This window comes from Candidatus Desulfofervidus auxilii (assembly GCF_001577525.1).
Taxonomy (GTDB): domain Bacteria; phylum Desulfobacterota; class Desulfofervidia; order Desulfofervidales; family Desulfofervidaceae; genus Desulfofervidus; species Desulfofervidus auxilii.
Genome location: NZ_CP013015.1, coordinates 1,610,723 through 1,631,624, shown reverse-complemented (window position 1 = coordinate 1,631,624; position 20,902 = coordinate 1,610,723). Strand labels below are relative to the sequence as shown.

General features: G+C 34.9%; 21 protein-coding genes. 10 read left to right on the top strand and 11 right to left on the bottom strand.

Annotated features, from left to right (window positions below):
- Positions 1-39: 39 nt before the first annotated feature.
- From HS1_RS08210 to HS1_RS08175, 8 genes are all read right to left on the bottom strand, one after another.
- Positions 40-1,341: an O-antigen ligase family protein gene (locus tag HS1_RS08210; RefSeq protein ID WP_066063724.1), complete on the bottom strand. Its 1,302-nt coding sequence runs from the start codon at positions 1,339-1,341 to the stop codon at positions 40-42.
- Between the two features lie 12 nt (positions 1,342-1,353).
- On the bottom strand, positions 1,354-2,373 hold the full coding sequence (locus HS1_RS08205) for a glycosyltransferase family 4 protein (protein WP_066063721.1): 1,020 nt from the start codon (positions 2,371-2,373) through the stop codon (positions 1,354-1,356).
- A 187-nt stretch (positions 2,374-2,560) separates the two neighbouring features.
- Positions 2,561-3,493, bottom strand: coding sequence for a sulfotransferase family protein (locus HS1_RS08200; RefSeq protein WP_066063694.1), 933 nt, complete (start codon positions 3,491-3,493; stop codon positions 2,561-2,563).
- A complete protein-coding gene (locus HS1_RS08195; RefSeq protein WP_066063692.1) occupies positions 3,472-4,482 on the bottom strand; it encodes a sulfotransferase in 1,011 nt (336 codons plus the stop codon). The genes HS1_RS08200 and HS1_RS08195 overlap by 22 nt, the downstream gene beginning before the upstream one ends.
- Positions 4,483-4,528: 46 nt before the next feature.
- Positions 4,529-6,046, bottom strand: coding sequence for a flippase (locus HS1_RS08190; protein WP_066063689.1), 1,518 nt, complete (start codon positions 6,044-6,046; stop codon positions 4,529-4,531).
- A gap of 113 nt (positions 6,047-6,159) precedes the next feature.
- On the bottom strand, positions 6,160-6,417 hold the full coding sequence (locus HS1_RS08185) for a hypothetical protein (protein ID WP_066063682.1): 258 nt from the start codon (positions 6,415-6,417) through the stop codon (positions 6,160-6,162).
- A 562-nt stretch (positions 6,418-6,979) separates the two neighbouring features.
- On the bottom strand, positions 6,980-7,483 hold the full coding sequence (locus tag HS1_RS08180; RefSeq protein WP_066063679.1) for a PIN domain-containing protein: 504 nt from the start codon (positions 7,481-7,483) through the stop codon (positions 6,980-6,982).
- The gene (locus HS1_RS08175; protein ID WP_245669943.1) at positions 7,484-7,750 is read right to left on the bottom strand and encodes a hypothetical protein; all 267 of its coding nucleotides are present in this window, start codon (positions 7,748-7,750) and stop codon (positions 7,484-7,486) included.
- Between the two features lie 875 nt (positions 7,751-8,625).
- Here HS1_RS08175 and HS1_RS08170 point away from each other — a divergent pair.
- On the top strand, positions 8,626-9,270 hold the full coding sequence (locus HS1_RS08170; RefSeq protein ID WP_245669942.1) for an MBL fold metallo-hydrolase: 645 nt from the start codon (positions 8,626-8,628) through the stop codon (positions 9,268-9,270).
- A gap of 6 nt (positions 9,271-9,276) precedes the next feature.
- Here the strand turns inward: HS1_RS08170 and HS1_RS08165 are convergent, their stop codons facing one another.
- From HS1_RS08165 to prmC, 3 genes are read right to left on the bottom strand one after another with little or no spacing between them, the layout of a single operon-like run.
- Positions 9,277-11,634, bottom strand: coding sequence for a ComEC/Rec2 family competence protein (locus HS1_RS08165; RefSeq protein WP_066063671.1), 2,358 nt, complete (start codon positions 11,632-11,634; stop codon positions 9,277-9,279).
- Positions 11,635-11,655: 21 nt separating this feature from the next.
- A complete protein-coding gene (gene murA, locus HS1_RS08160) occupies positions 11,656-12,906 on the bottom strand; it encodes a UDP-N-acetylglucosamine 1-carboxyvinyltransferase (protein ID WP_066063661.1) in 1,251 nt (416 codons plus the stop codon).
- On the bottom strand, positions 12,899-13,765 hold the full coding sequence (prmC, locus tag HS1_RS08155; protein ID WP_066063575.1) for a peptide chain release factor N(5)-glutamine methyltransferase: 867 nt from the start codon (positions 13,763-13,765) through the stop codon (positions 12,899-12,901). The genes murA and prmC overlap by 8 nt, the downstream gene beginning before the upstream one ends.
- 220 nt (positions 13,766-13,985) lie before the next feature.
- On the opposite strand from prmC, the gene HS1_RS08150 reads away from it, so the two are divergent.
- Genes HS1_RS08150 through HS1_RS08110 form a run of 9 tightly spaced genes read left to right on the top strand, consistent with a single transcriptional unit; the run spans position 13,986 to position 20,896 of the window.
- A complete protein-coding gene (locus tag HS1_RS08150; protein ID WP_082757723.1) occupies positions 13,986-15,284 on the top strand; it encodes an RnfABCDGE type electron transport complex subunit C in 1,299 nt (432 codons plus the stop codon).
- Positions 15,281-16,300 carry an RnfABCDGE type electron transport complex subunit D gene (locus HS1_RS08145; RefSeq protein WP_066063570.1) on the top strand — a complete coding sequence of 340 codons (1,020 nt, stop codon included), beginning with the start codon at positions 15,281-15,283 and terminating at the stop codon, positions 16,298-16,300. The genes HS1_RS08150 and HS1_RS08145 overlap by 4 nt, the downstream gene beginning before the upstream one ends.
- Positions 16,293-16,853, top strand: coding sequence for an RnfABCDGE type electron transport complex subunit G (locus tag HS1_RS08140; RefSeq protein ID WP_066063568.1), 561 nt, complete (start codon positions 16,293-16,295; stop codon positions 16,851-16,853). The genes HS1_RS08145 and HS1_RS08140 overlap by 8 nt, the downstream gene beginning before the upstream one ends.
- Before the next feature lie 14 nt (positions 16,854-16,867).
- Entirely contained in the window at positions 16,868-17,467 is a 600-nt protein-coding gene (gene rsxE / locus HS1_RS08135; RefSeq protein WP_066063552.1) for an electron transport complex subunit RsxE, read from the top strand.
- Between the two features lie 14 nt (positions 17,468-17,481).
- On the top strand, positions 17,482-18,084 hold the full coding sequence (gene rsxA / locus HS1_RS08130; RefSeq protein ID WP_172793664.1) for an electron transport complex subunit RsxA: 603 nt from the start codon (positions 17,482-17,484) through the stop codon (positions 18,082-18,084).
- A 16-nt stretch (positions 18,085-18,100) separates the two neighbouring features.
- Positions 18,101-18,910: an RnfABCDGE type electron transport complex subunit B gene (locus HS1_RS08125; RefSeq protein WP_066063547.1), complete on the top strand. Its 810-nt coding sequence runs from the start codon at positions 18,101-18,103 to the stop codon at positions 18,908-18,910.
- 18 nt (positions 18,911-18,928) lie between these two features.
- Positions 18,929-19,414 (top strand): universal stress protein, encoded by a 486-nt coding sequence (locus HS1_RS08120; RefSeq protein ID WP_066063544.1) that lies wholly within the window; start codon positions 18,929-18,931, stop codon positions 19,412-19,414.
- Between the two features lie 5 nt (positions 19,415-19,419).
- Positions 19,420-19,842 (top strand): SoxR reducing system RseC family protein, encoded by a 423-nt coding sequence (locus HS1_RS08115; RefSeq protein WP_066063541.1) that lies wholly within the window; start codon positions 19,420-19,422, stop codon positions 19,840-19,842.
- A gap of 13 nt (positions 19,843-19,855) precedes the next feature.
- Positions 19,856-20,896, top strand: coding sequence for an FAD:protein FMN transferase (locus HS1_RS08110; RefSeq protein ID WP_066063538.1), 1,041 nt, complete (start codon positions 19,856-19,858; stop codon positions 20,894-20,896).
- Positions 20,897-20,902: the final 6 nt, after the last annotated feature.

Genomic DNA, 20,902 nt, shown 5'->3' with positions numbered 1-20,902 from the left:
AGGGGGAGTAGGGCCAATTATTAGAATTCTTCCCATATTTCAATAAAGTATGCTATTTTCTTGTTCATAACATTGATAAGCAAATGCTGTAAAAGCAAATACATACATACTAAGATGAAACACATAATCTATTGCATTATCCGTTATGCTTATGATCAAGTAAGAAGTTAGACAGAGAATAGCTGTCAAGGCATATTTTTTGGTTGTTATCTCCTTTGTTCTCTGCCAAATTTTATACATATCAGCTAAATATAATAAGAACACAATTATAAAAAATGTACAACCTATAATTCCTAATTCACATAATAATCTAATATATTCACTGTGAACAACTCCTCTTCCAAATTTTTCATAAAAAAAATGCTGAGTCGCACCTGCTCCAGATCCCCACAAAGGATTTTTTTGAAAAAATTTTTCTAAAGCAAAGGACCAAAGTGTTGTTCTTCCCGAAGTATTTAATTGCTCTAAAAATAATTTTGGATTTTGAAAAATTGTAGAAAAAGATACTATTTCGGGATTTAAAAACATTCTTTCTTTTAAAATACTAATGCTTGTAGATAAAAAAATAAAAAAAGGTATTAGAAAAATAGGTGATAAGAACATGATTGTCTTTATTATTTTATTTCTTGTAATTAACACTAGAAAAACCATTAATGAAATCAATAATGCACCTATTGTTATCCTTGTAAGTGGCAAAACACAAAATATTGAAAAAAGGAAAAACAAAAGAAGATAAATATTTTTTCTATCATAATAAAAGCTGACTATTGAAAATAATGTCAGCATCAACATATAAAAAGAAAAAGGGCTTGGGTTTAAATGAGGTATAGTGAATCTAGGTATAGAGTGGTATTGACTTGGCTTTAAGCCAAGTGCATCTGCAATAATACCTAGGATTATTATAAAAATACCGCCTAAAAAAATCCACTTTTCGGTTTTTCTTATTTCCTGCTCGGAAGGTAAAGCAATTTGAAAAATTAATAACAGCAAAGGAGGAGCAAGTAATTTTGCAATATTTCTTAATCCATATATTACATCTTCACACCAAATTAAACTTAAAGTAGCATACGTAATAAACAATAAGTGAAATTTGATATTAATTGCTAAATTTATTGTCCTTTTTTCTGCTCCTAAAATTATTATTCCAGCTATCATCACAGCAAATAACTTAAAAGCAGTAGGGCTTATCCCACCTATGGAGGTTAAAAAAGTCCTTTCTCCTACTATAAAACTTAAACTTATAGCACCAGTAAAAAGAAGAAAACGCATAAATGATTGTGGGACTAAAAGAGGGAACAAAATAAAAATAACTAATAACAAGATAGCTAGTAAATAATACATAATTATTTTTCTTTACCTATTATATTTTTTAAATAAAAGTATTTTATATAACTCATCATATTTTTTAGAACTTCTCTCCCAACTGTACATTTCCTTTACTATCTTCCTACCTTGAAATCCATATAACTGTCTTATTTTTTCATTTTTTAGTAACATTATTATTTTTTTTGCAAACTCTTCTGGTGTATCTGCTATAAAAACTTTACTTTTACATTTGTCATTTAAAGCTTCCGCAGCTAATGAAGTACAGACAATCGGTTTTTCTAAAGCCATTGCCTCTAAGATTTTATTTTTCATACCGCTACCTATACGCATAGGAATAACAACAATACTACTTTTTATAATAAAAGGCCGAATATCCTTTACTGTCCCTGTAACTGTTATTCCCCTATCTTTGTTTAAATTAATAATCTTTCTTTTAGGATTTTTACCCACGACATAAAAATGAACATCTGGAAATATTTTCCTTACTTTTGGAAATATTTGATTATAAAAATAAAGAACAGCATCAACGTTAGGTTTAAAATCCATTACTCCAAAAAAGATTAGACTAGGAAATTGTTCCTTTATAGAAGGAATAGGAGCAAAATAATCTGTATCAACACCATTTGGTATAATCTCAAAATATCCTCTTGCTAATCGAGCACTAAATGTCGCATCAATAGATGAAATGAAAGTTATCACATCATAATTTTGAAGAAGATATTTTTCAATAGCTTTTGCTCGAAGATATTTCAAAAAAGCTATTTGTTTATTCAAAAAACCTGCAGAATTTTCAAATTCTCTTTTATATGCTAAAGTAGGAGAATCGCAAAGATCTAAAACCTTTGGTACACCCTTGAAATCAGCTAACAGTAGATTGATAGGAAATCCGTTAATATACAAAATATCAATTTTTTGTTCTTTGATAATTCGCAATACAAGTTTATGTAATTTTTTTTTACTATTGGAAATTCTAATCTTGCAGAAGATTTTGTTGCAATTAAATTGAAAATTTTCATAAAGCCTTTTCGTTTTATTTTTTTCTGCCAAATTTTTGAAAATATATGTTCTTTATCAAATACCAAATGATCATTTTTTGTATTTAAATCAGTAAGAACTAAAAGGAAAATCTTGTGATTTTTTGCCAAATGTTTAGAAATGTTATAAACTCGCAGTGATTGTCCTTGTGTTCTCAAAAAAGGGGATGGGTACGTACATATCAAAATATTCATCATGTTTAGTTATCAAGTATTCTTCTCACTATCCAACGAATAAATGACTTAATATATGATTGTAAGTTCTTACTCTTTAAGACTAATTTATCTGTAAAAGAAAAATTTGGTTCATTTTCAATGTAACCCTTTTCTAGCATTTCATGACTACAAGTGGCAATAATTTGTTTAACTTCCCACTCTTTTAATTTAGTTTTCCATTTACCTATGTATTCAGAATTTAAAGGCTTCAAACATCCCGTTTTCCAAGGTTCATTCTCAGGTAAATAATTTTCAGAAACTAAATAAAATTTAAACATATTCTTCTCTACTTTTTCATTAATAAAATTACATATCACTTTTAGTGTTTCTTCTGGACTTCTTACTAAATCTTCATATCTTATTTCTAAATACGAATAACTGTGTATTACTTTCATTTTTTTGGGTATATTTATATACCTTTTCCAAAACCTGGCAATAGGAAAAACATCTCTTGAACCCCAAGGCACTTTTTTAAGAGATAAGGCTACATCCCTAGGATCACGGATTATGTGAATCATTTTTGCATGAGGATAAAAAGATAAAATAGTTTTTACGTATTCCAAATGACCTGGTGTTTTTTCCCCCCATCGAGTCTTATTGTGTTGTTTTGCATATTCTTTAATAAGCTTTGTAAATATAGCTTTATAACTCCTTTTCCCATTAAACAAATCTTCATAAATTTCTTGCACATTTTTTAATTTTAGGTCACCAAAATACTTACATTTAGTCAAGTCATTCCATAATTTTTGGAAGTTATTATCTTTATTAAGATCTCCATATTTATGTCGGTTGGCCCAAAAGAGTCGGAAGAAATGAGTTTCAGGAGCAATTGCGATTCTAGAATGAGAGTTGAGCATCATCCTTAACAATGTAGTCCCTGAACGAGGCACACCTACTATAAAAATTGGTTCATCCATTTTTTATTCCATTTGGTTGATTGATTAAAAATTTTAAGACATTCTAAAATTTCTTTTATTTGGGGTTCTGACAAATTGTGTTTCCACTTATCAATTTCTTCATTAGCTTTTCTACTGATACTAAACCCCTTTCCTTTTTTATCATGCTTCTTTATAAAATTTTCTACATTTTTATTCCATTTTAAATTAAGTTTATTAAAAAGTTCATAAAACTTTTTTATTGGATTTACACAAAGGTCTTCATGGTATATTTTTATCCAATCATTATGTTTAGGGATTTCTTTTTCTAGGAAATAATAAAACCCGCCTATTTGCATAGCCATTTTTTGAATAAATGTTCCATGGTTAATAATATCTAAATGAGAGGATTTAAGAAATTTAAAATGATCTTCGATCAAACCATTTTGGTTAAATATATTTCGGATTGCGTCTGGTAATTTCATTTCTAAATAATTTGTTATAACATTAAATGGATTTTTAAAAACTACAATAATTTTACTAGGTCTAAAATTTTTTTCAATCCAAGGTAAACTTAATATACAATGAACTGACTTAATTATAAGAATTTCAGGATAAGGTATTATTTTCCAAGTGAAATATTTAGTAAGATATAGCTGATATTTTTCAAAGAATTTTGTAATGGTGTTAAATTCATCTGTAAGGCAACTACTTACCTTATTCTCATAGATAGGCAATCTTTTAGAACGAGGAATAGCAAGAACTCTTAGAAACCTATTAATCATTTTAGGAATAACTTTACCTTTAAATGCTATTTCCCACAATTTATAATATGAATCTAAATGATCATTTGCATTTAAGTATGGATAACGATGTAAACCTTTTTTAAAAATGTAAGCTAAAATATTATTTTTTTCATTATCAGGCTCATGCAAATAATAAGCTCCTGTAGACTTAGATAAAATTTTGGCAATCCATGTAGTTCCAGAACGAGGAATACCGACTATAAGAATTATTTTTCTTTTAGCCATAAATAATTTCTTTTATTAGAAGTTTTATCTCTATTATTGGCATTTCTTAAGTATGACTATTGTTTATCATTTTCTTCTTTACTGTTGTTATAAACCAAATATCCTCTTCAGTAAAGTTTTTTGTCAAAAATGTTATTAAGGGAAAACAGATAGAAAGGAATAAAACTGAAATAATAATTTGCCAGTCTGAGCTTAAAAAATGTTTTGTTATATGAAATCCCAGTAAAATTAAGCTTATTGTAGTAATGAGTGGTATAGTATAGTTTTTTTTAAATGGATGTAAAGCAAATATTTTATAAAGAAAAAAAGAAGCTGAGAAATTAAACATTGCAAGGGAAGTGGCAGCAGAAACAGCTGCTCCAATAAGTCCATAATTTGGAATAAGTAATAAAGCAACAATTATTCCAACAAATGTGCTTATCACACTGCAAAATAGCATAATATTTGTTTTTCCTATAGATATCAAAGTCATCCCATTTGGCCCTAAAAAAGTATGAATGAAAAAGCCTAAAGTTAAAATTTGTAAGGCAACGCTTGCTTCAATATATTTGCTTCCAAATAAAAGTTTAATAATTATTTTTGGTGCTAAAAGCATGGATAAAAAAATAGGTAGAGTAATAAAGAATATCCATTTTGTTACACTGATATAAAGTAATTTCATATCTTTTAGATTCCCTTGCGCATAAAGCTGAGAGGCAATTGGAAGGTAAATGAAAACCATGGCCATTAAGGGCATAGAGATAAGTTGGGCTAAAGGTAATGCTACATTATAAAGGCCCACAGTATTTGCTGGTTTAAAGTATCCAAGAAGGAGTATAGTAGAATGCTCTCTAAGAATTGCAAAAATGCTAGACCCAAGTAAAGGGAGAGAAAAAGACATCAATTCCTTTGTAATAGAAGGATAAAAATTTGAAATTTTTGGGAGTAATTCATTAATCCTGCTTTTGGCGTAATAAGAAAGAAAAATTAATGTAAAAAATCCTCCGATTAAATATGTAAAAACCACACCCTTAAAGGAAAGATCTAATAAGATTACTAAACCTCCAATAACAATTTTTATACCCTTAGAAAAGATATCTTGAAAAAAAACTTTGGCCTTTACATCCTCAAAACCCCTTAAAATAGAGATAAAAATTTCTGTTAATGCCATTAAAGGAAGCACAAAGGCTATTATTTTAACAATTGGAATAAGACCTAGTTTGTGAAAAAAATTTGCAATATAATTAGAAAAAGAAACTAACACCAAGGCAAAAAAAATACTTAAAACAGCAACTAAGCTGATAGATGTTTTTATTGTTGCCCAAGCTTTTGAATATTCCCTCTTGCCCAGTGCATAAGAAATAAATCTTGGGACCCCATTTATGAATCCTAAACAAGAAACCACTACCAAAATATTTATCATTGCCAGTGATAAAGAAAGAAGGCCATATTCTGCTTTAGTAATATATCGAACTACTATCACCCGAAAGATAAAACCTAAAAGGGTGCCTAAAATAGTCCCAATAAAAACTACCCCCGTGCCTTTTACTACCTTTTTAAATGAAGTTGTTAATTCTTGATTCATTCCACCACCAAACTCACTTTACATTTTAAGCCACGCTCATTTTTGTCAAATAATATATTTTACGAAATAGAATGATTGAGGTTTGACCATGATTACAGTCTGTTATGTGAAATTTAAGTCTTACCAAATTCTTCAGTAAAAATATTGACGTCAGAGCCATCTACATCACCGTCACTGTCGAAATCACAAAGCGCATTGTAATTATTATCGGCAGAAGTAAAACCATAGACAGCAGCAAATTCATCCAGATCACTTCTATCTACATCGCTACCCGTATCAAAATCAGAATAATCGGTCCTCCCCCATGCACTAACATCAGGAGCTGCACCTCTGTTGCCACCTTTCCCGCAAAGGAATGCAGGAAAAGACAAAGAGTAAAATTAGAATTAGTGCATTTATTCATTTAACAGTTTACTCTGTAATATTGACCGTAACAGTATCATAATAAACACAATCCCAGTTGACATTATCATCCATATTAGTATCGACTCCAAAGTCATTTTTAGTTGGGGTCACCCATTAAAAGGTAAAAGTCAAGACAAAAATCCCTCCTTACTAAAAAAGACCATATAAAAGATCTTTTTGTCTTTACCGCCCCTACGATTATGCTCACTTATCTATCTCGCATCCTTTTTTCTATACTATCTTTTTTGACTATTTCTTCCTATCCTTTTATACTAACTCCCCGAGTGTCTAGGACAATTCTTTATCGCCTTTAGATACAAGTGTCAAGAGATTTTATGTGGAAGTTGTTAAGCGTGGCAAAAATCGTAAGGCGTGAGGGCGTTAGTTGAGTAATAAATTCGTGAGTGTTTTAGTAACATAAAAAATACCTATGCATTTTTAAGGGAAATAGCTAATTCTTGCTGCATTGTATTTTTTGCCATAATTAGCCTTATTTAGCATTTAGCAAAGATATAAGAGAGCTTTTAGCTAGTTGCAAGTAGAAACAGAACTTTCAAAGATATTCTTAAAGATTTCTCTTCTAACTCTAAAACCAATTTTTTTAAGTGTTTCATAAAGCTTATTTATGTCTTCTATTTTAATTTTGTTTTCTTCTAAAAGCTTCTTTATTATTCCTAGCGTTCCTTTGACTTTTAAACCTAATTCCATTGCTGCTTTTCTTGCTGCAAAATCATCTAAAATAACCACGTCGGCATTTAATTCTACTGCCAAAGCTATTGCTTCAGATTCACCTTGGCCAAGTCTTTCATTTAACGCTTTATAAAGTTTTACTAATTTGGTGGCTAAACCAAAGTTAACATTGCTATGGTTTTTAATTTTTAAGACTTTCTCATTAGCTTCATCGTCTTTGACAGAAATTTCTTTTATTACTTTTTTTGGAATGGCAACCATTTGGAATAAGGACAAAGTTTTTTCTAAATATCCAAGTCTTCCAAGAAAAATTAGGGGAGAGGTATTAAAAACTGCTGTCAATTACCACTCCTTTTCTATTTCTATATCTTCTTTTTCAAGAAAAGAAAAAGAATAACCAACACTATCTAGCATTTCTAATAAAGTTTTCTCTTCAAGATTTAGAAGCTCTGCAGCTTTTCTTAAACTTATAAGTCTTAAAGATAAAGCACCAACTACTGTTAGGAAAAGGTCCTTTTTTTCTTTATCTCTGAAAAAAGGGATGGGAAGATCAAGATATTTTCGGTTTTGTTCTTGCATCTTAGCCTCCAATAATATTTTATAAGCCAAATATTTTCTTCAGTAAAGGGGCTTTAGAAAACTGGGCGAGAAGTTGGAATTGGCCTCCACATCATTGGGGCCAATTCTTGTGAATTTTCTCATTCATTAACCATTTCCCTTTTTCTTCCTATCCTTTTGTACTAACTCCCCGAGTGTCTAGGACAATTCTTTATCGCCTTTAGATACAAGTGTCAAGAGATTTAATATCAGGACTTTCCCCAGAATTTTTAAAAGCTTTCTAAAAAGAAAGGAAAGCTCCCCAAATCCGTAATAGCTTTAAAAGAAAACCCAGAAATATAGTAACTGACCTTACGCACAGTATAAAAAATCATTTTTTAAGGGTTGCGGTCAAAAAAAACTGACCGCTTTCGCCTTCCTCTTTAATATTTTTAAGCTTAATAATTAAAGAAAAAACTTTTTCCCTTCAACCAACTCTACTTTTTAAAATAAGCTATAAATAGGTTGGTGAAGTTAATCTTGAAGTATTTCCTTATTCCACTTATTGAAAGCGTACGAAATTTAGCGAAATTTAGGGTCAAACCTACATTATACAGTTTTCCATGAAAAAGTTGGGCAACCCTTACCTGGTATGGTCTTAAGTAGTAAGGTAATTCTAAACCTTAGAAGATTTCTTAAATCTCTGGTTTCAAAACATGGAGAGCAATTCCTAATATATACGTGCACCTCCTTCTTTGCTAAAAATCCCTGTCTGCCGACAGGCAGGCCTGTCTGCCGAGAGGCAGGCCTGTCTGCCGAGAGGCAGGCCTGTCTGCCCCTGCCCGACGGCAGGCGGGAACAGGCAGGCCTTACTACCAGAGGTGCACAACTTTTTCATGTTATCACACTCCCTTGTGCATTTGAGAGAAAAAAGATAACATAAGTTTGTGGATTCAGAAATATTTGTCAAACAGTTGGTTGTAGGCCCACTAGCAGTCTGCTGTTATTTGGTAGGTTACTCGGAAACCAAAGAAACAGCCATTATTGATCCAGGAGGGGATGAGGATTTAATTATAAATACTATAAAAAAGATGTCTTTAAAGCCGGTAATAATCATTAACACTCACGCCCATCCTGACCATACAGCCGGTAATCAAACCTTAAAACAAGTTTTTAATATTCCCATCGCTATGCATGAGTCAGATGCAGGCTCCTTTTTAAATCAAGCAAATTTATTTTTAGGCAGTATAGTTGGAGCGTTGCCTACCCCTCAACCTGATATATTGCTTAAGAATGGAAACAATGTGGTTCTTGGCCCGATTTCTTTAAAAGTGATTCATACTCCAGGTCATACTCCGGGTAGTATTTGTCTTTATTATCCTGGTCATGTATTTACAGGTGATACATTATTTGTAAAAGCAGTAGGCAGAACAGACCTCCCTGGAGGCTCTTGGGAGACGTTGATAAAGTCTATTAAAACCAGATTGTTCACTCTTCCAGAAGAAACTATTGTATGGCCAGGTCATGATTATGGAGAAAAGCCAAATTCAACCATCGGAGAAGAAAAAAGATTTAATCCCTTTATCAAATAGGAAATATCAATGGTGAGTTTTTACCTTTAAATCATAGCCGTTTGTGACAAAATTGATCATACCATCCTTACCAGTAAAAAACACTTTACTCCCAGAATTTACATAGTTTTTTACCACTTCTCTAGTAGGTATTCTTCCTGCAAAAACCACATATCTAGCTTTTATTTTTTGAATAAAATGAGGAGAATTGACTGCTTTACTACCATAATTTGGGGAAAGAAGGACATCTGTTTTTAAAAAAGAAGTAAGTTTTTCAAGTGTCTTCACTTGGGTATAAAAAGGAAAAAGAAAAGAGACTTCTTTATAATGGCACTTGATTATTAAGCTGTCTTTTAAAGAGAGAGCCTTTGTTTTTTTAGGATAAAGGACTTTCACTTTAACCCCGTCTATTTCCTGGGTTTTGGGTGTTTTTATGGAAATACCTCTTTTTTGGCAAAGATAAAATAGATGCCAGTAATGAGCGTCGTTAACTCTTACTCCATTTGTCCACAAAAATTGCGGATGGAAGTGTTGGGTGATAAAGGTCAAGCCGTTTAAATAACTATAATGCGGTGTGGGTAAGACCAAATAATCTAAACGCCATAATTTTTGCGCCCATAGTGTCTTGGCTACCACAAACCGTCCAGGGTCATAATTAGAAAAATGAGAGCCTCCACCACCTATAAGCATGGTTTTCCCATGAGGGAAACGCAATAAAACAGATGTTCCTCCACCCACATCCAGAAAGGAAACGGTAAGCTTCTTTTGAGAGTGTTTGTAAAACTGGGAGCTTATGTCTAAGAGAAAGAAACAAAAGATAGCAACAAACATATATTTCTTTCCCTTTTGGGGATAAAAAACAGCAAATAAAAAAATATAGATGGCCAATACCTCCACCCAATTGGGTGTTATGCACCAGGTAAAAATGCCAGGAATAGTGGCTATTTTGTGAAGAAAGCATAGCAAAGGATTTAATGCCTCCTCACCTAAGTGGAGAAAAAATGCAGAGACTGATGGGGAGAAAAACAATGTAAAAATGCTCAAAAGGCCAAGGGGAAGTATCACAAATCCCATCCAGGGGATAGCCAAAAGGTTAACAACAGGAGCAATGAAGGAAACACCGGCAAAATAATGTAAGATTATAGGTAAGGTGCCAAGCCATGCCCCAATACTTACATAAAGAGACAATAATAGATAGCGAATGCACTTTTGTTTAAAAGAGCCTGATTTCAGAGAAAGCCAATAAGTCCCACCAGGTAGCCTGGGGGTAAAATAAAGGATAGAGGCCAAGGCCAGAAAGGATAGTTGGAAAGAAATTTGATAAATCATAGGAGGGTGCAAAAGCAATAGTAACCAGGCTGCTGTGGCCAGAAAGACCCAGGTATCTTTTAAACGCCTACTGAAATAAAGCCACCAAAATAAAAGAATCATAACAAAGGAACGGGCGGTAGCCGGCGAAAAATGGGCCAAAGAGGCATAGAAAAAAGTAGGAATAAGAGATATCAAAACTGCTATCTTTTTTAGCTCAAATTTCAACAAAAGGTATTCAGAACGAGAGAGTAAATACCAGAATAAGGTGAAGCTCAGGACCATAACCATCCCTAAATGCAAGCCAGAGATGGCCAATAAATGGCTTGTGCCAGTGAAGATGAAATCGTCTTTGATAAAGGGTAAAAGACTTGCTTTTTCGCCTAAAAGTAGAGTTTGATAAACTCCCTGAGCAGGTTGAGAGAGGTGTTTGGCTAAAAACCTTCTAATTTTTTCTCGGATGGTTTCTAATAAATAAGGCCATAGCCCTGGCTTTTCATAATCCAGAATCAATATATTTTTATCCTGAAGCCACATTCTTGCCCAAACGCCCTTCCCATGCCACAGACGAGCATAATCGTAAATGCCTGGATTTCCAAAACTGCAAATGGTTTTGACTTTTCCTCTAACTTTTATAATGTTTCCCTTATGGTAAGATTTGGAAGGGTGATATACAGTGATTGCTATTTTACCTTTGATTTTTCCTTCCTGCTTGCCTTGAAGTAATTGTAAATTAGTTAAAATGAGTGCTGCTTTATCTGAAAAGGGAGTGACAGAAATGATTTTGCCTTTTAAATTAACCTTTTTATCAATATAATTGACAATGTGAGAAGGGTTTTTGGGAGGAATGAAAAAATAACTTTGATAAAGAGCTCCGCCAGCAATAATAGATATCCCCAAGAGATACCGTAAAAAAGAGAAATGCTGAACCTTTTTTACAACAATTAATGATAATAATGATAACAATAAAAAAAATAAGAGAAAATAATTTCTTTCTTCAGGCCATGTGCCTCCCAGGAGAAGACCTATAATATAAAAAGGGAGCAAGAAGATGAGAGGGTGGCGAAAATAAGACATGATTCAAAAATACAAATATTTTTAATCTTTTACCCTCTCTATTTTTGCCCCAAGTGCTTGCAACTTTTTTTCCATTTGCTCATAGCCTCTATCCAAATGATAAACCCGATTTATCTCAGTAACTCCATCAGCGGCTAGACCTGCCAAAACTAATGAGGCACTGGCTCTTAAATCCGTAGCTATAACCGGGGCACCGGTGAATCTAGGCACACCCTTTACAATGGCACTGGCACCCTCTATTTTAATATTGGCTCCGAGGCGTCTTAATTCAGGTACATGCATAAAACGGTTTTCAAATACGTTTTCTTTAATTACACTAACTCCATTACCCAAACACATAAGGGCCATAAATTGGGCTTGCATGTCTGTAGGAAAACCCGGATAAGTTAGAGTAGTCACATCTGTGCTTTTGATTACTTGTGGAGCCTTTACCTTTACCCAACTACCTTCAGGTTCTATGGTTAAACCTGCTTCTCTTAATTTATCTACTACTGCTTCCAAGTGTTCTAAACAACAATTTTCTATGTATATCTTACCACCGGTAATACCTGCAGCCACCATATAGGTACCTGCCTCAATTCTATCTGGAATAATGGTAACTTTTGTTCCTTTTAAACTCTCTGCACCCTTTATTTTAATAATATTTGCCCCTTGCCCTTCTATCTCTGCTCCCATTTGTTTTAACATCTGAGCCAAAGCTACTACCTCAGGCTCACGAGCGGCATTTTTGAGTATTGTGGTGCCCTGGGCTAGAGAGGCTGCCATCATCAAGTTTTCTGTACCTGTTACGGTAGGAATATCAAGATAGATTTCTGCTCCCTTAAGTCGTCTTGCCCTAGCATTTATATAACCCCCTTCTAAAGTAATTTCTGCTCCCATTTGAGTAAGTCCTCTTAAATGTAAATCCACCGGTCTTGGACCAATAGCACACCCACCAGGTAAACTGACATAGGCCTTTCCCTCACGTGCTAACAGGGGACCCAAAACGAGGATAGAAGCACGCATAGTACGCACTAAGTCATAAGGAGCACAATGACTTTTAATTTTTTTTGCCTGGGCAATAAGGGAATCATCTCCATTAAAAATTACCCCCAAATCAGTTAGAAGCCTCTTAATAGTGAAAATGTCACTTAATTGGGGCACATTGTGATAAACTATTGGCTCTGGGGTGAGTAAACTGGCAGCCAACATAGGAAGGGCGGCATTTTTCCCCCCACTTATTTTTATTTTTCCTCTGAGGGGAATACCACCATGAATGACAAATTTATCCATGGTTTTTTTCTATCACAACCACCCGCTCAAGTCCAGCATAATCTTTGAAAAACAATGCTCCTTTCCAACAAGGCAAGGAGGCAATTAACTTTTCTATGGATTTTCTTTGATTATAACCTATTTCCATAATTAAGTAGCCTTTAGATTTCAAATAAACATGTGCCTTTTTTAACAAATAACCGATATATTTTAATCCATCTTCTCCTCCATCCAGGGCCTCTATAGGTTCATATTGGATTTCAGGGGCAAGGGTAGGAATATCTTCTGTTTTAATATAAGGTGGGTTGCTAACAATAATATCAAAAACAGTGGATTTAAAAAGAGTTAAATCTCGGGCCAAAACAAAATCTATCTTTACCTTGTGTTTAAAGGCATTTTCTTTTGCCACTTTCAGGGCAGGAAAAGATATATCGGTAGCCACCATATGTGCTTTTTTTATTTCTTTACCCAAGACTACGGCAATTACACCGCTGCCTGTGCCCCAATCTAATATCCAGGGTAAAGTTAGCCCCCTCTGTTGGATGATTTCTAAACTTACTTCTATTAACCTTTCTGTTTCAGGTCGGGGAATAATTACAGCCGGTGTTACTTTAAAAGAAAGAGACCAGAAAGCCTGTTCCTCAATGATATAGGCCAAAGGTTCGTGGGAAAGTCTCCGTTTAAGAAGTTTTTTAAAGGTAGCTAATTCATATAAAGTTAATGGCTGGTCGTAATGAACATAAAGATAGAGCCTATCTTTTTTTAAAATATGGGCTAGAAGTATTTCTGCTGTAAGTCTTGGGGCATCTACTCCCTTTTTTTGCAAAAAATCTGTTGTCCATTGCAACAGGCGTTTAATTGTCCATGTCTCAGTAGGCATTTATTTTATATAGTATCATTATTTTATTTTGCAAATACCTGCAGATGATTTATTAGACAGTTGATATACCAAATAGGCAGCGGATACCTTATTTTTTCAGGCTACTAGCTTTTTTTCTGTTTGGTAGTAGGTTAAGAAAATTTTTTAAATTTTTCACTTGACACAAAAATGACGGAGTGCTATAACCACTTCCAAAAATTTTTGGGATTCGAGATTGTCTATGATGAAAAGGTCTATGAAAGGCGGTGTTTATTTGGAAGAAAGTAAGGTAGAGAGCACCATTGAGGATTTACCTGTTCCTCAACGATTAGTAATTCCCTTAAAACAACATAAAGGGCCTCCATGTAAGTCTTTATTGAAAAAGGGAAAGGGAGTGAAGATTGGGGATGAGATTGGAAAGAGCGAAGATGAATTTAGTGCGCCTATTTATGCCACAGTTTCAGGAAAGGTAGCAGGGTTACCTAAAAGATTTCCAGATATTAGAGGTGGAATTGCACCTGCAGTAGAAATTGAATCTGATGGGAAGGAAGAGTGGAGTATAAGTTCCTCTCCCCAAGAACCTTTACAACAAAGTCCAGAAGCTCTTATGAAAGCTATTCAACAAATGGGGTTAGTTGATTTTGGTATAGATGCCATCCCCCTTTCTGCGAAGCTGGGCCTTGCTCAAAGTAAGCATGTAAGTGCGGTTATTATTAATGGAGTAGATTTAGAACCTGGGGTTGCGGTAAGGTATAAATTAGTTACAGAAAAGAAACAGGAATTAATCAATGGAATAAAATTAATAAAGAAAATCCTCAATGTTAATACTGCCTATTTAGCAATAGAGGTAAAAAATACCACGGCTCAAGAGCAACTTCCTGGCTTAGTTTCTGGCGTGGCAGAATTAGCAGTATTAGATTCAAAGTTTCCTCAAGGTTTAGATATATTTTTGGTTAAAGCCATTATGGGTAAGGAAGCTCCTTCTCCTAATGGTGTTCCAGAAGATGTAGGAGTGTGTGTATTAGGTGCAGATACCGTCATTGCCCTTTGGGATGCACTAAAGGATATGAAGCCGGTGATAGACCAAGTAATTACGGTATATGGGGCAGTGAATAAACCCAAAAATCTTAGGGTAAGAATAGGAACCCCTTTAAAAGATGTTTTGTCACATTGTGGTGTAAATGGAAATATTGCTAAAGTGATAGTAGGTGGTCCCATGATGGGACTAGCTCAATATAGCTTAGAAATTCCGGTTACAAAAGAAATAACTGCGATATATGTGCAAAGACAGTCCGATTTAGCTACTATTTCTGACCAAAAATGCATTAATTGTGGCTGGTGTGTAAAAGTGTGTCCTATGGGACTTTTACCTAATGTGATTGCTTCTTTTTGCCAAGTAGATATGTTTGAAGAGGCAGAAAGTTATAATTTATCTTATTGTATAGAATGTGGTTGTTGTGCTTATGTTTGTCCTGCTAAAATCCCCCTAGTGCATTGGATAAAATATGGAAAATCTCAAATAAAGAGAGAGGAACAATGAAAGAAGAAGGATTTATTGTTTCGGTAGGGCCACATGTTCAGGGTAAGGAGTCTATTACGAGTATAATGTTAGGTTTTATTATTGCCCTTATTCCAGCAGTGATAGCGAGTGTGTATTATTTTAGAATAAAGGCCATTGAAGTAATTTTAATATCCGTAATATCAGCCGTAATAATTGAAGCCGGTCTTCAAAAGATTATGAAGAGAGAGGTGACTGTTCTCACAGATTATCACGCTATCTTAACGGGGTTAATTTTTGGCCTTATTCTCCCTGCAAATATACCTTGGTGGGCAATAATAATAGGTGTTTTTACCGGTCTGTTAGTAGGTAAGCATGTTTTTGGAGGTTTAGGAAGTAATCCTTTTAATCCTGCTTTGGTGGGCTGGGCTTCTTTAAAATTAGGTTATATGAGCCATATGGATATTTCGGGGAGTATTTTAGGAGTAATAAGAATAGAGGGTATAGGTGCATTAGCAGAAGATTATAGCTATTTTAGTGAGGGTTATGGTATTGAGAGCTGGGGCAGTTTAGGTGGAAAGATTAAACTGCTTATTCATACATTACTAGGGTGGAAGCCATTGCCAGGAGAAGAGTTGGTGGGATGTGTGGGCCAGATATGTGCTTTAGCAATTATTATTGGTGCTGTATATTTATTTTGGAAAAAATATATCAGCTGGCACATCCCGGTAGGATTTCTGGGTGGTGTATTGATTTTTTCTATTCTTTTTTACAAGGGAGAAAAGGAATTTCTTTATCCTTATATCTTAATTCAATTGTTAAGTGGAGGCACTTTGATAGCTGCCTTTTTTGTGGCTACTGACCCTATTACTACCCCAGTTACAGGTGCAGGAATGTTAGTTTTTGGTGCAATGGCAGGAATGATTACTATGATTGGTAGGTTGTGGGGAAGCTGGATAGACCCCGTTTGGTTTGCCATATTGGTGGGAAATGCACTTACACCTTTGATTGATAAAATAGTTAAACCAAAGCCTTTTGGGAGGGTCAAGAGTGCGTGATATTTTGAGATTAGTGGTAGTATTGACAGGTATTTGTGTAGTATGTTCATTTTCCTTGGCAATTGTCAAAAAAGGGACAGAAGAGAGGATTGAGTATCAGAAAATCAAGTTTATAAAAGCACCTGCGTTGAAGGCAGTTCTTCCTGAACATGACAATGATCCTATTTTAGAAAGAGTGAAAGTAAAAATTGCTCCAGAGAAGGTTATAACTGTTTTTCCTGCCAAAAAAGGAGGTAAATTAATGGCTATTGCTTATGAGACCGCAGGTGATGGATATGGAGGCCGCATAGAGATAATGCTTGCTATAAATGTAGATGGGAGTATTGCTGGTGTTAAAGTAATGAAATGTTCAGAAACACCGGGTGTTGGTCTTAAAATTGTCACTGAACCTTGGTTTTGCGACCAGTTTAAAAAGTTTACAGTAAAAGATAAATTTATACTTGGTGAAAATGTTCAGGGCATAAGTGGAGCTACAATTTCTTCAACAGGAACAACCAAGGCTATAGGGGAAGCAGTTAAATGGTTTGATGAGATTATGAAAGAATTAGGTTAGGTGGAGGTTTTGAAATGGCTCAAAAAAAGAGCTGGTTAAAGGAATTCACTAAGGGACTATGGGATGAAATCCCTCCGTTTCGCTTTGTTTTAGGACTCTGTCCTACCCTTGCCTGTTCTACAGCCGTAACTGATGGCTTTGGCATGGGGCTTTGTCTTACCTTTGTGGTTACAGGGGCTAATATATTCATTTCTTTTTTGCGAAAAATTATCCCTGATGAAGTTCGCATTGCCTGTTTTATCGTGATTATTGCCACTTTTGTCATTATTGTAGAGCTTGCCACCCAGGCCTATTTTTATCCTTTATATTTATCCTTGGGTATCTTTATTCCCTTAATTGTGGTCAATTGTATTGTCTTGGGACGAGCAGAAGCCTTTGCCAGTAAGAATTCAATTTCACTATCTATTGCCGATGGTCTGGGAATGGGTTTGGGATTTACTATGTCCCTTACTACTTTGGCTATTTTTCGGGAAGTATTAGGCAAAGGGAGTTTTGCAGGACACTTCATTATGTGGCAGGGGTTTGAACCGTTTGCACTTTTACAGAAGCCTCCGGGTGCCTTTTTTTGTTTGGGTCTTATGTTGGGAATTATGAATCTTTTTGGTAAAAAATAAGAAAGGAGTAAAAGATGGCTGTTCAAGAAGCATGGACATTTTCTGATTACATAATGTTGGTGGTTTCAGCAGTTTTGATAAATAATATCCTTTTGATTCGATTTTTAGGTAACTGTCCATTTTTAGGTGTATCAAAAAGGATGGACACAGCCATAGGTATGGCAGTTGCCGTAGTATTTGTGCTCAGTTGCTCTGGTCCTCTTACCTGGCTGGTGCAACGATTTTTGTTAGAGCCCTTTAAAGTGGCTTACATTCAGACCCTGGCTTTTATATTAGTTATTGCATGTTTTGTTCAACTTGTAGAAACAGTTATAAAAAAAGTAAGTCCACCTCTTTACAGGTCATTGGGTATTTTTCTACCTTTAATTACTACTAATTGTGCTATATTTGGTGCTTGCATTTTAAATATCAGAGAGAAATATGATTTTCTGCAATCACTTATATTTTCCTTTGCTTCTGCGCTGGGTTTTGGACTTGCCTTAGTCATCTTTGCAGGCATTAGAGAGCGGTTTCCCTTTGCTAGAATACCTAAAAATTTTCAGGATACAAGTATTGGTTTGATTACGGCAGGCTTAATTGGTATGTCTTTCTTCGCCTTTGCGGGTTTAGCGAAATAGAGGGAGGAGTATAGAGATGGAAGTACTGAGAGCAACAATTTATCCAATGTTGGTCATGGGCGGGTTGGCTATATTTTTTGCCATTGGTCTAGGGATTGCCGCAAAGGTATTTTATGTATATGTTGATCCTAAAGTAAAAGAAGTAGAAGGATTGTTACCAGGGGCTAATTGTGGTGGATGTGGATATGCTGGGTGTGCAGATTGTGCGGCGGCTATAGTAGCCGGCGAAGCACCTGTAACTGCATGTGTGGCTTCTTCAGAAGATGTTTTTGTCGCTATTGGTGAAGTTTTAGGAAAAACAGTAGAAGTAAAGGAGAAGGAAATTGCCATGATTATGTGTCGTGGCACTGCAGATAAAGCAAAACGTAAGTTTCAATATATGGGTATAGAAGATTGTCGGGCAGCACTATTAGCTGGAGGTGGGGATAAAGAATGTCAATATGGATGCTTAGGTCTAGGAACTTGTGTAAAAAATTGTCCATTTGATGCTTTAAGTATGGGAGAGGATGGTTTACCTAAAGTAGATAAAGACAAATGCACAGGTTGTGGCACTTGCACCAGGGTATGTCCTCGTGGTATTCCTAAGTTGGTGCCTGTTTCTCTCAAAATTGCTGTAATTTGCAGTTCACACGATACCCCACCTGTAGTGAAGAAAATTTGTGAAGTAGGTTGTCAGGGTTGCGGTCTCTGTAAAAAGGCGTGTCCAGAAAAGGCCATTACTATTGTAGATTCGCTATCTGTTGTAGACCCAAGCAAATGCACCTTGTGCGGAAAATGTTTTGAAAAATGTCCTACTGGAGCCATTCAGCAATTATTACCGGCATAAATAATTGAGGAGTTTGATATGGCAAAAAAGATATTGGTAGCCATGGATGCCTCAGAGCATGCCATGAAGGCTGCCAGGTATGTAGCTGAAACCTTAAAGGGATGTAAAGATGTTAAAATTACATTATTTTCCGTAATTCCAGAGGTCTCTGCAGCTTTTAAGACCTTAGTAGGAACGGACTTTGCTAGTATTATACCTGATTTTGAAAGGAAACTAGGTGACCTTGCTACTTTAAGACATAAGCAAGAAGCGAAAATAGAGGGGACTTTAGAGCAGGCCCAAAAAATACTTGAGGATACAGGTATTCCAGGAAAGAATATAGAAATAGCGGTTAGAAGGAAAAAAGAGGGGATTGCTAGAGACATTTTGCGTGAACTTGAAAAGGGAGCTTATGATACTATTGTGGTAGGCAGGCGGGGTGTTTCAGGTGCTTTTTTCTTTGGCAGCGTTTCAGACAAGGTTGTAAAATATGCACGTAATTGTGCGGTTTGGGTGATTGATTAGGTAAAATGGAAATAAAAAAAGAGAGAGGGACTGTTATTAGTGTTTCGGACGAACGGGCCAAGATTAAATTGGTAAGGAGTATGGCCTGTGAAGGTTGTCCAGGAAGTGGATTATGTGGCATATTGAGTAAAAGGTATAGAATGCTTGAAGCAGAAAATCCTGTAGGTGCTACCCCGGGTCAGGAAGTAATTGTTTCCTTACAAGCAGAAAATGAGCTTAAAGCCTCTTTTATTATATATGTAATTCCTACCATAAGTCTATTTATTGGAGCAATTTTGGGCTATTATTTGAAGTTATGGGGGAGTTCAGATTCCTCAGCTGCTTTTCTCTCAATTGTGTTTTTGATTTTGGCCTTTTTGGGAATTAGGCAATATAGCAAAAAATTTACTTTTAGACCGGTGATTACCGAAGTTTTGAATACCGAGTAACCGGGAGGGGGTAATGGAGAAGTATTTGGAAAAGACTTTAAAAAATTATTTAGATAGAAGGTCTTTCTTAAAGGTAATGGGAGTATTGGGTGCAGGTCTTTTGGCCCCCCAAGCCTTTTCTGCTCCTTTAGAGGGTATTAAATTTGATAGGAAACTATACAAATTGGAAGAAACCCAGGCCTTAATGGGAACATTTGTAACAATTACTGTTCTTGATCCATCTCGTGCAAGAGGAGAAGAGGCAATTGAAGCTGGTTTTAATGAAATGAAAAGACTGATTAATATATTTAATCGTTTTGATAATGGTACAGTTATTAGCGAATTGAACGAAAAGGGAATTATTAGAAGTATGCCAGTTGAAATGCGAACAGTTATAGAAAGTTCTTTTTATTATACTAAACTCACGCAGGGCTGTTTTGATATCACAGTAAAACCTTTAGTGGATTTATTTAAAGGAACATTTGCCGTTAGGGGTAAACCACCTGCTTTAGAAGAAATAAAAAATGCTTTAAATCTCGTAGGGATGAAGAATATTTCTTATGCTAATAGAGAAATAAAGTTTCTAAAAGAAGGAATGGGTATTACTTTAGATGGTATTGCCAAAGGTTATATTGTAGATAAAACGGCGGAGTTAATGGCTAAAATGGGTATTAAACATGTCTTAGTCAATGCTGGTGGTGACATCAGGGCTCTGGGTGATAAAAGGTGGCGGATTGCCATCCGGAATCCATTTAATCCTAATAGCTATATGGAAACAATCAATCTCAAAAATAATGCCATTGCTACCTCCGGCAATTATGAGATTTATTTTGATAGAGAAAAAATTTATCATCATGTTATAAATCCACATACAGGTTATTCTCCAGTTAAAGCAGTAAGTGCAAGTATTGTAGCTAAGACCACGGCTACTGCAGATGCTCTTTCTACAGCAATTTTAATACTTGGCCCTATAAAAGGGAAACAATTTATTGATAAATTGCCTGGGATAGAAGGCTTAATTGTTACTAAAAATGATGTGACTTTACGTAGTTACGGTTGGGGATATTACACCTAACCATTT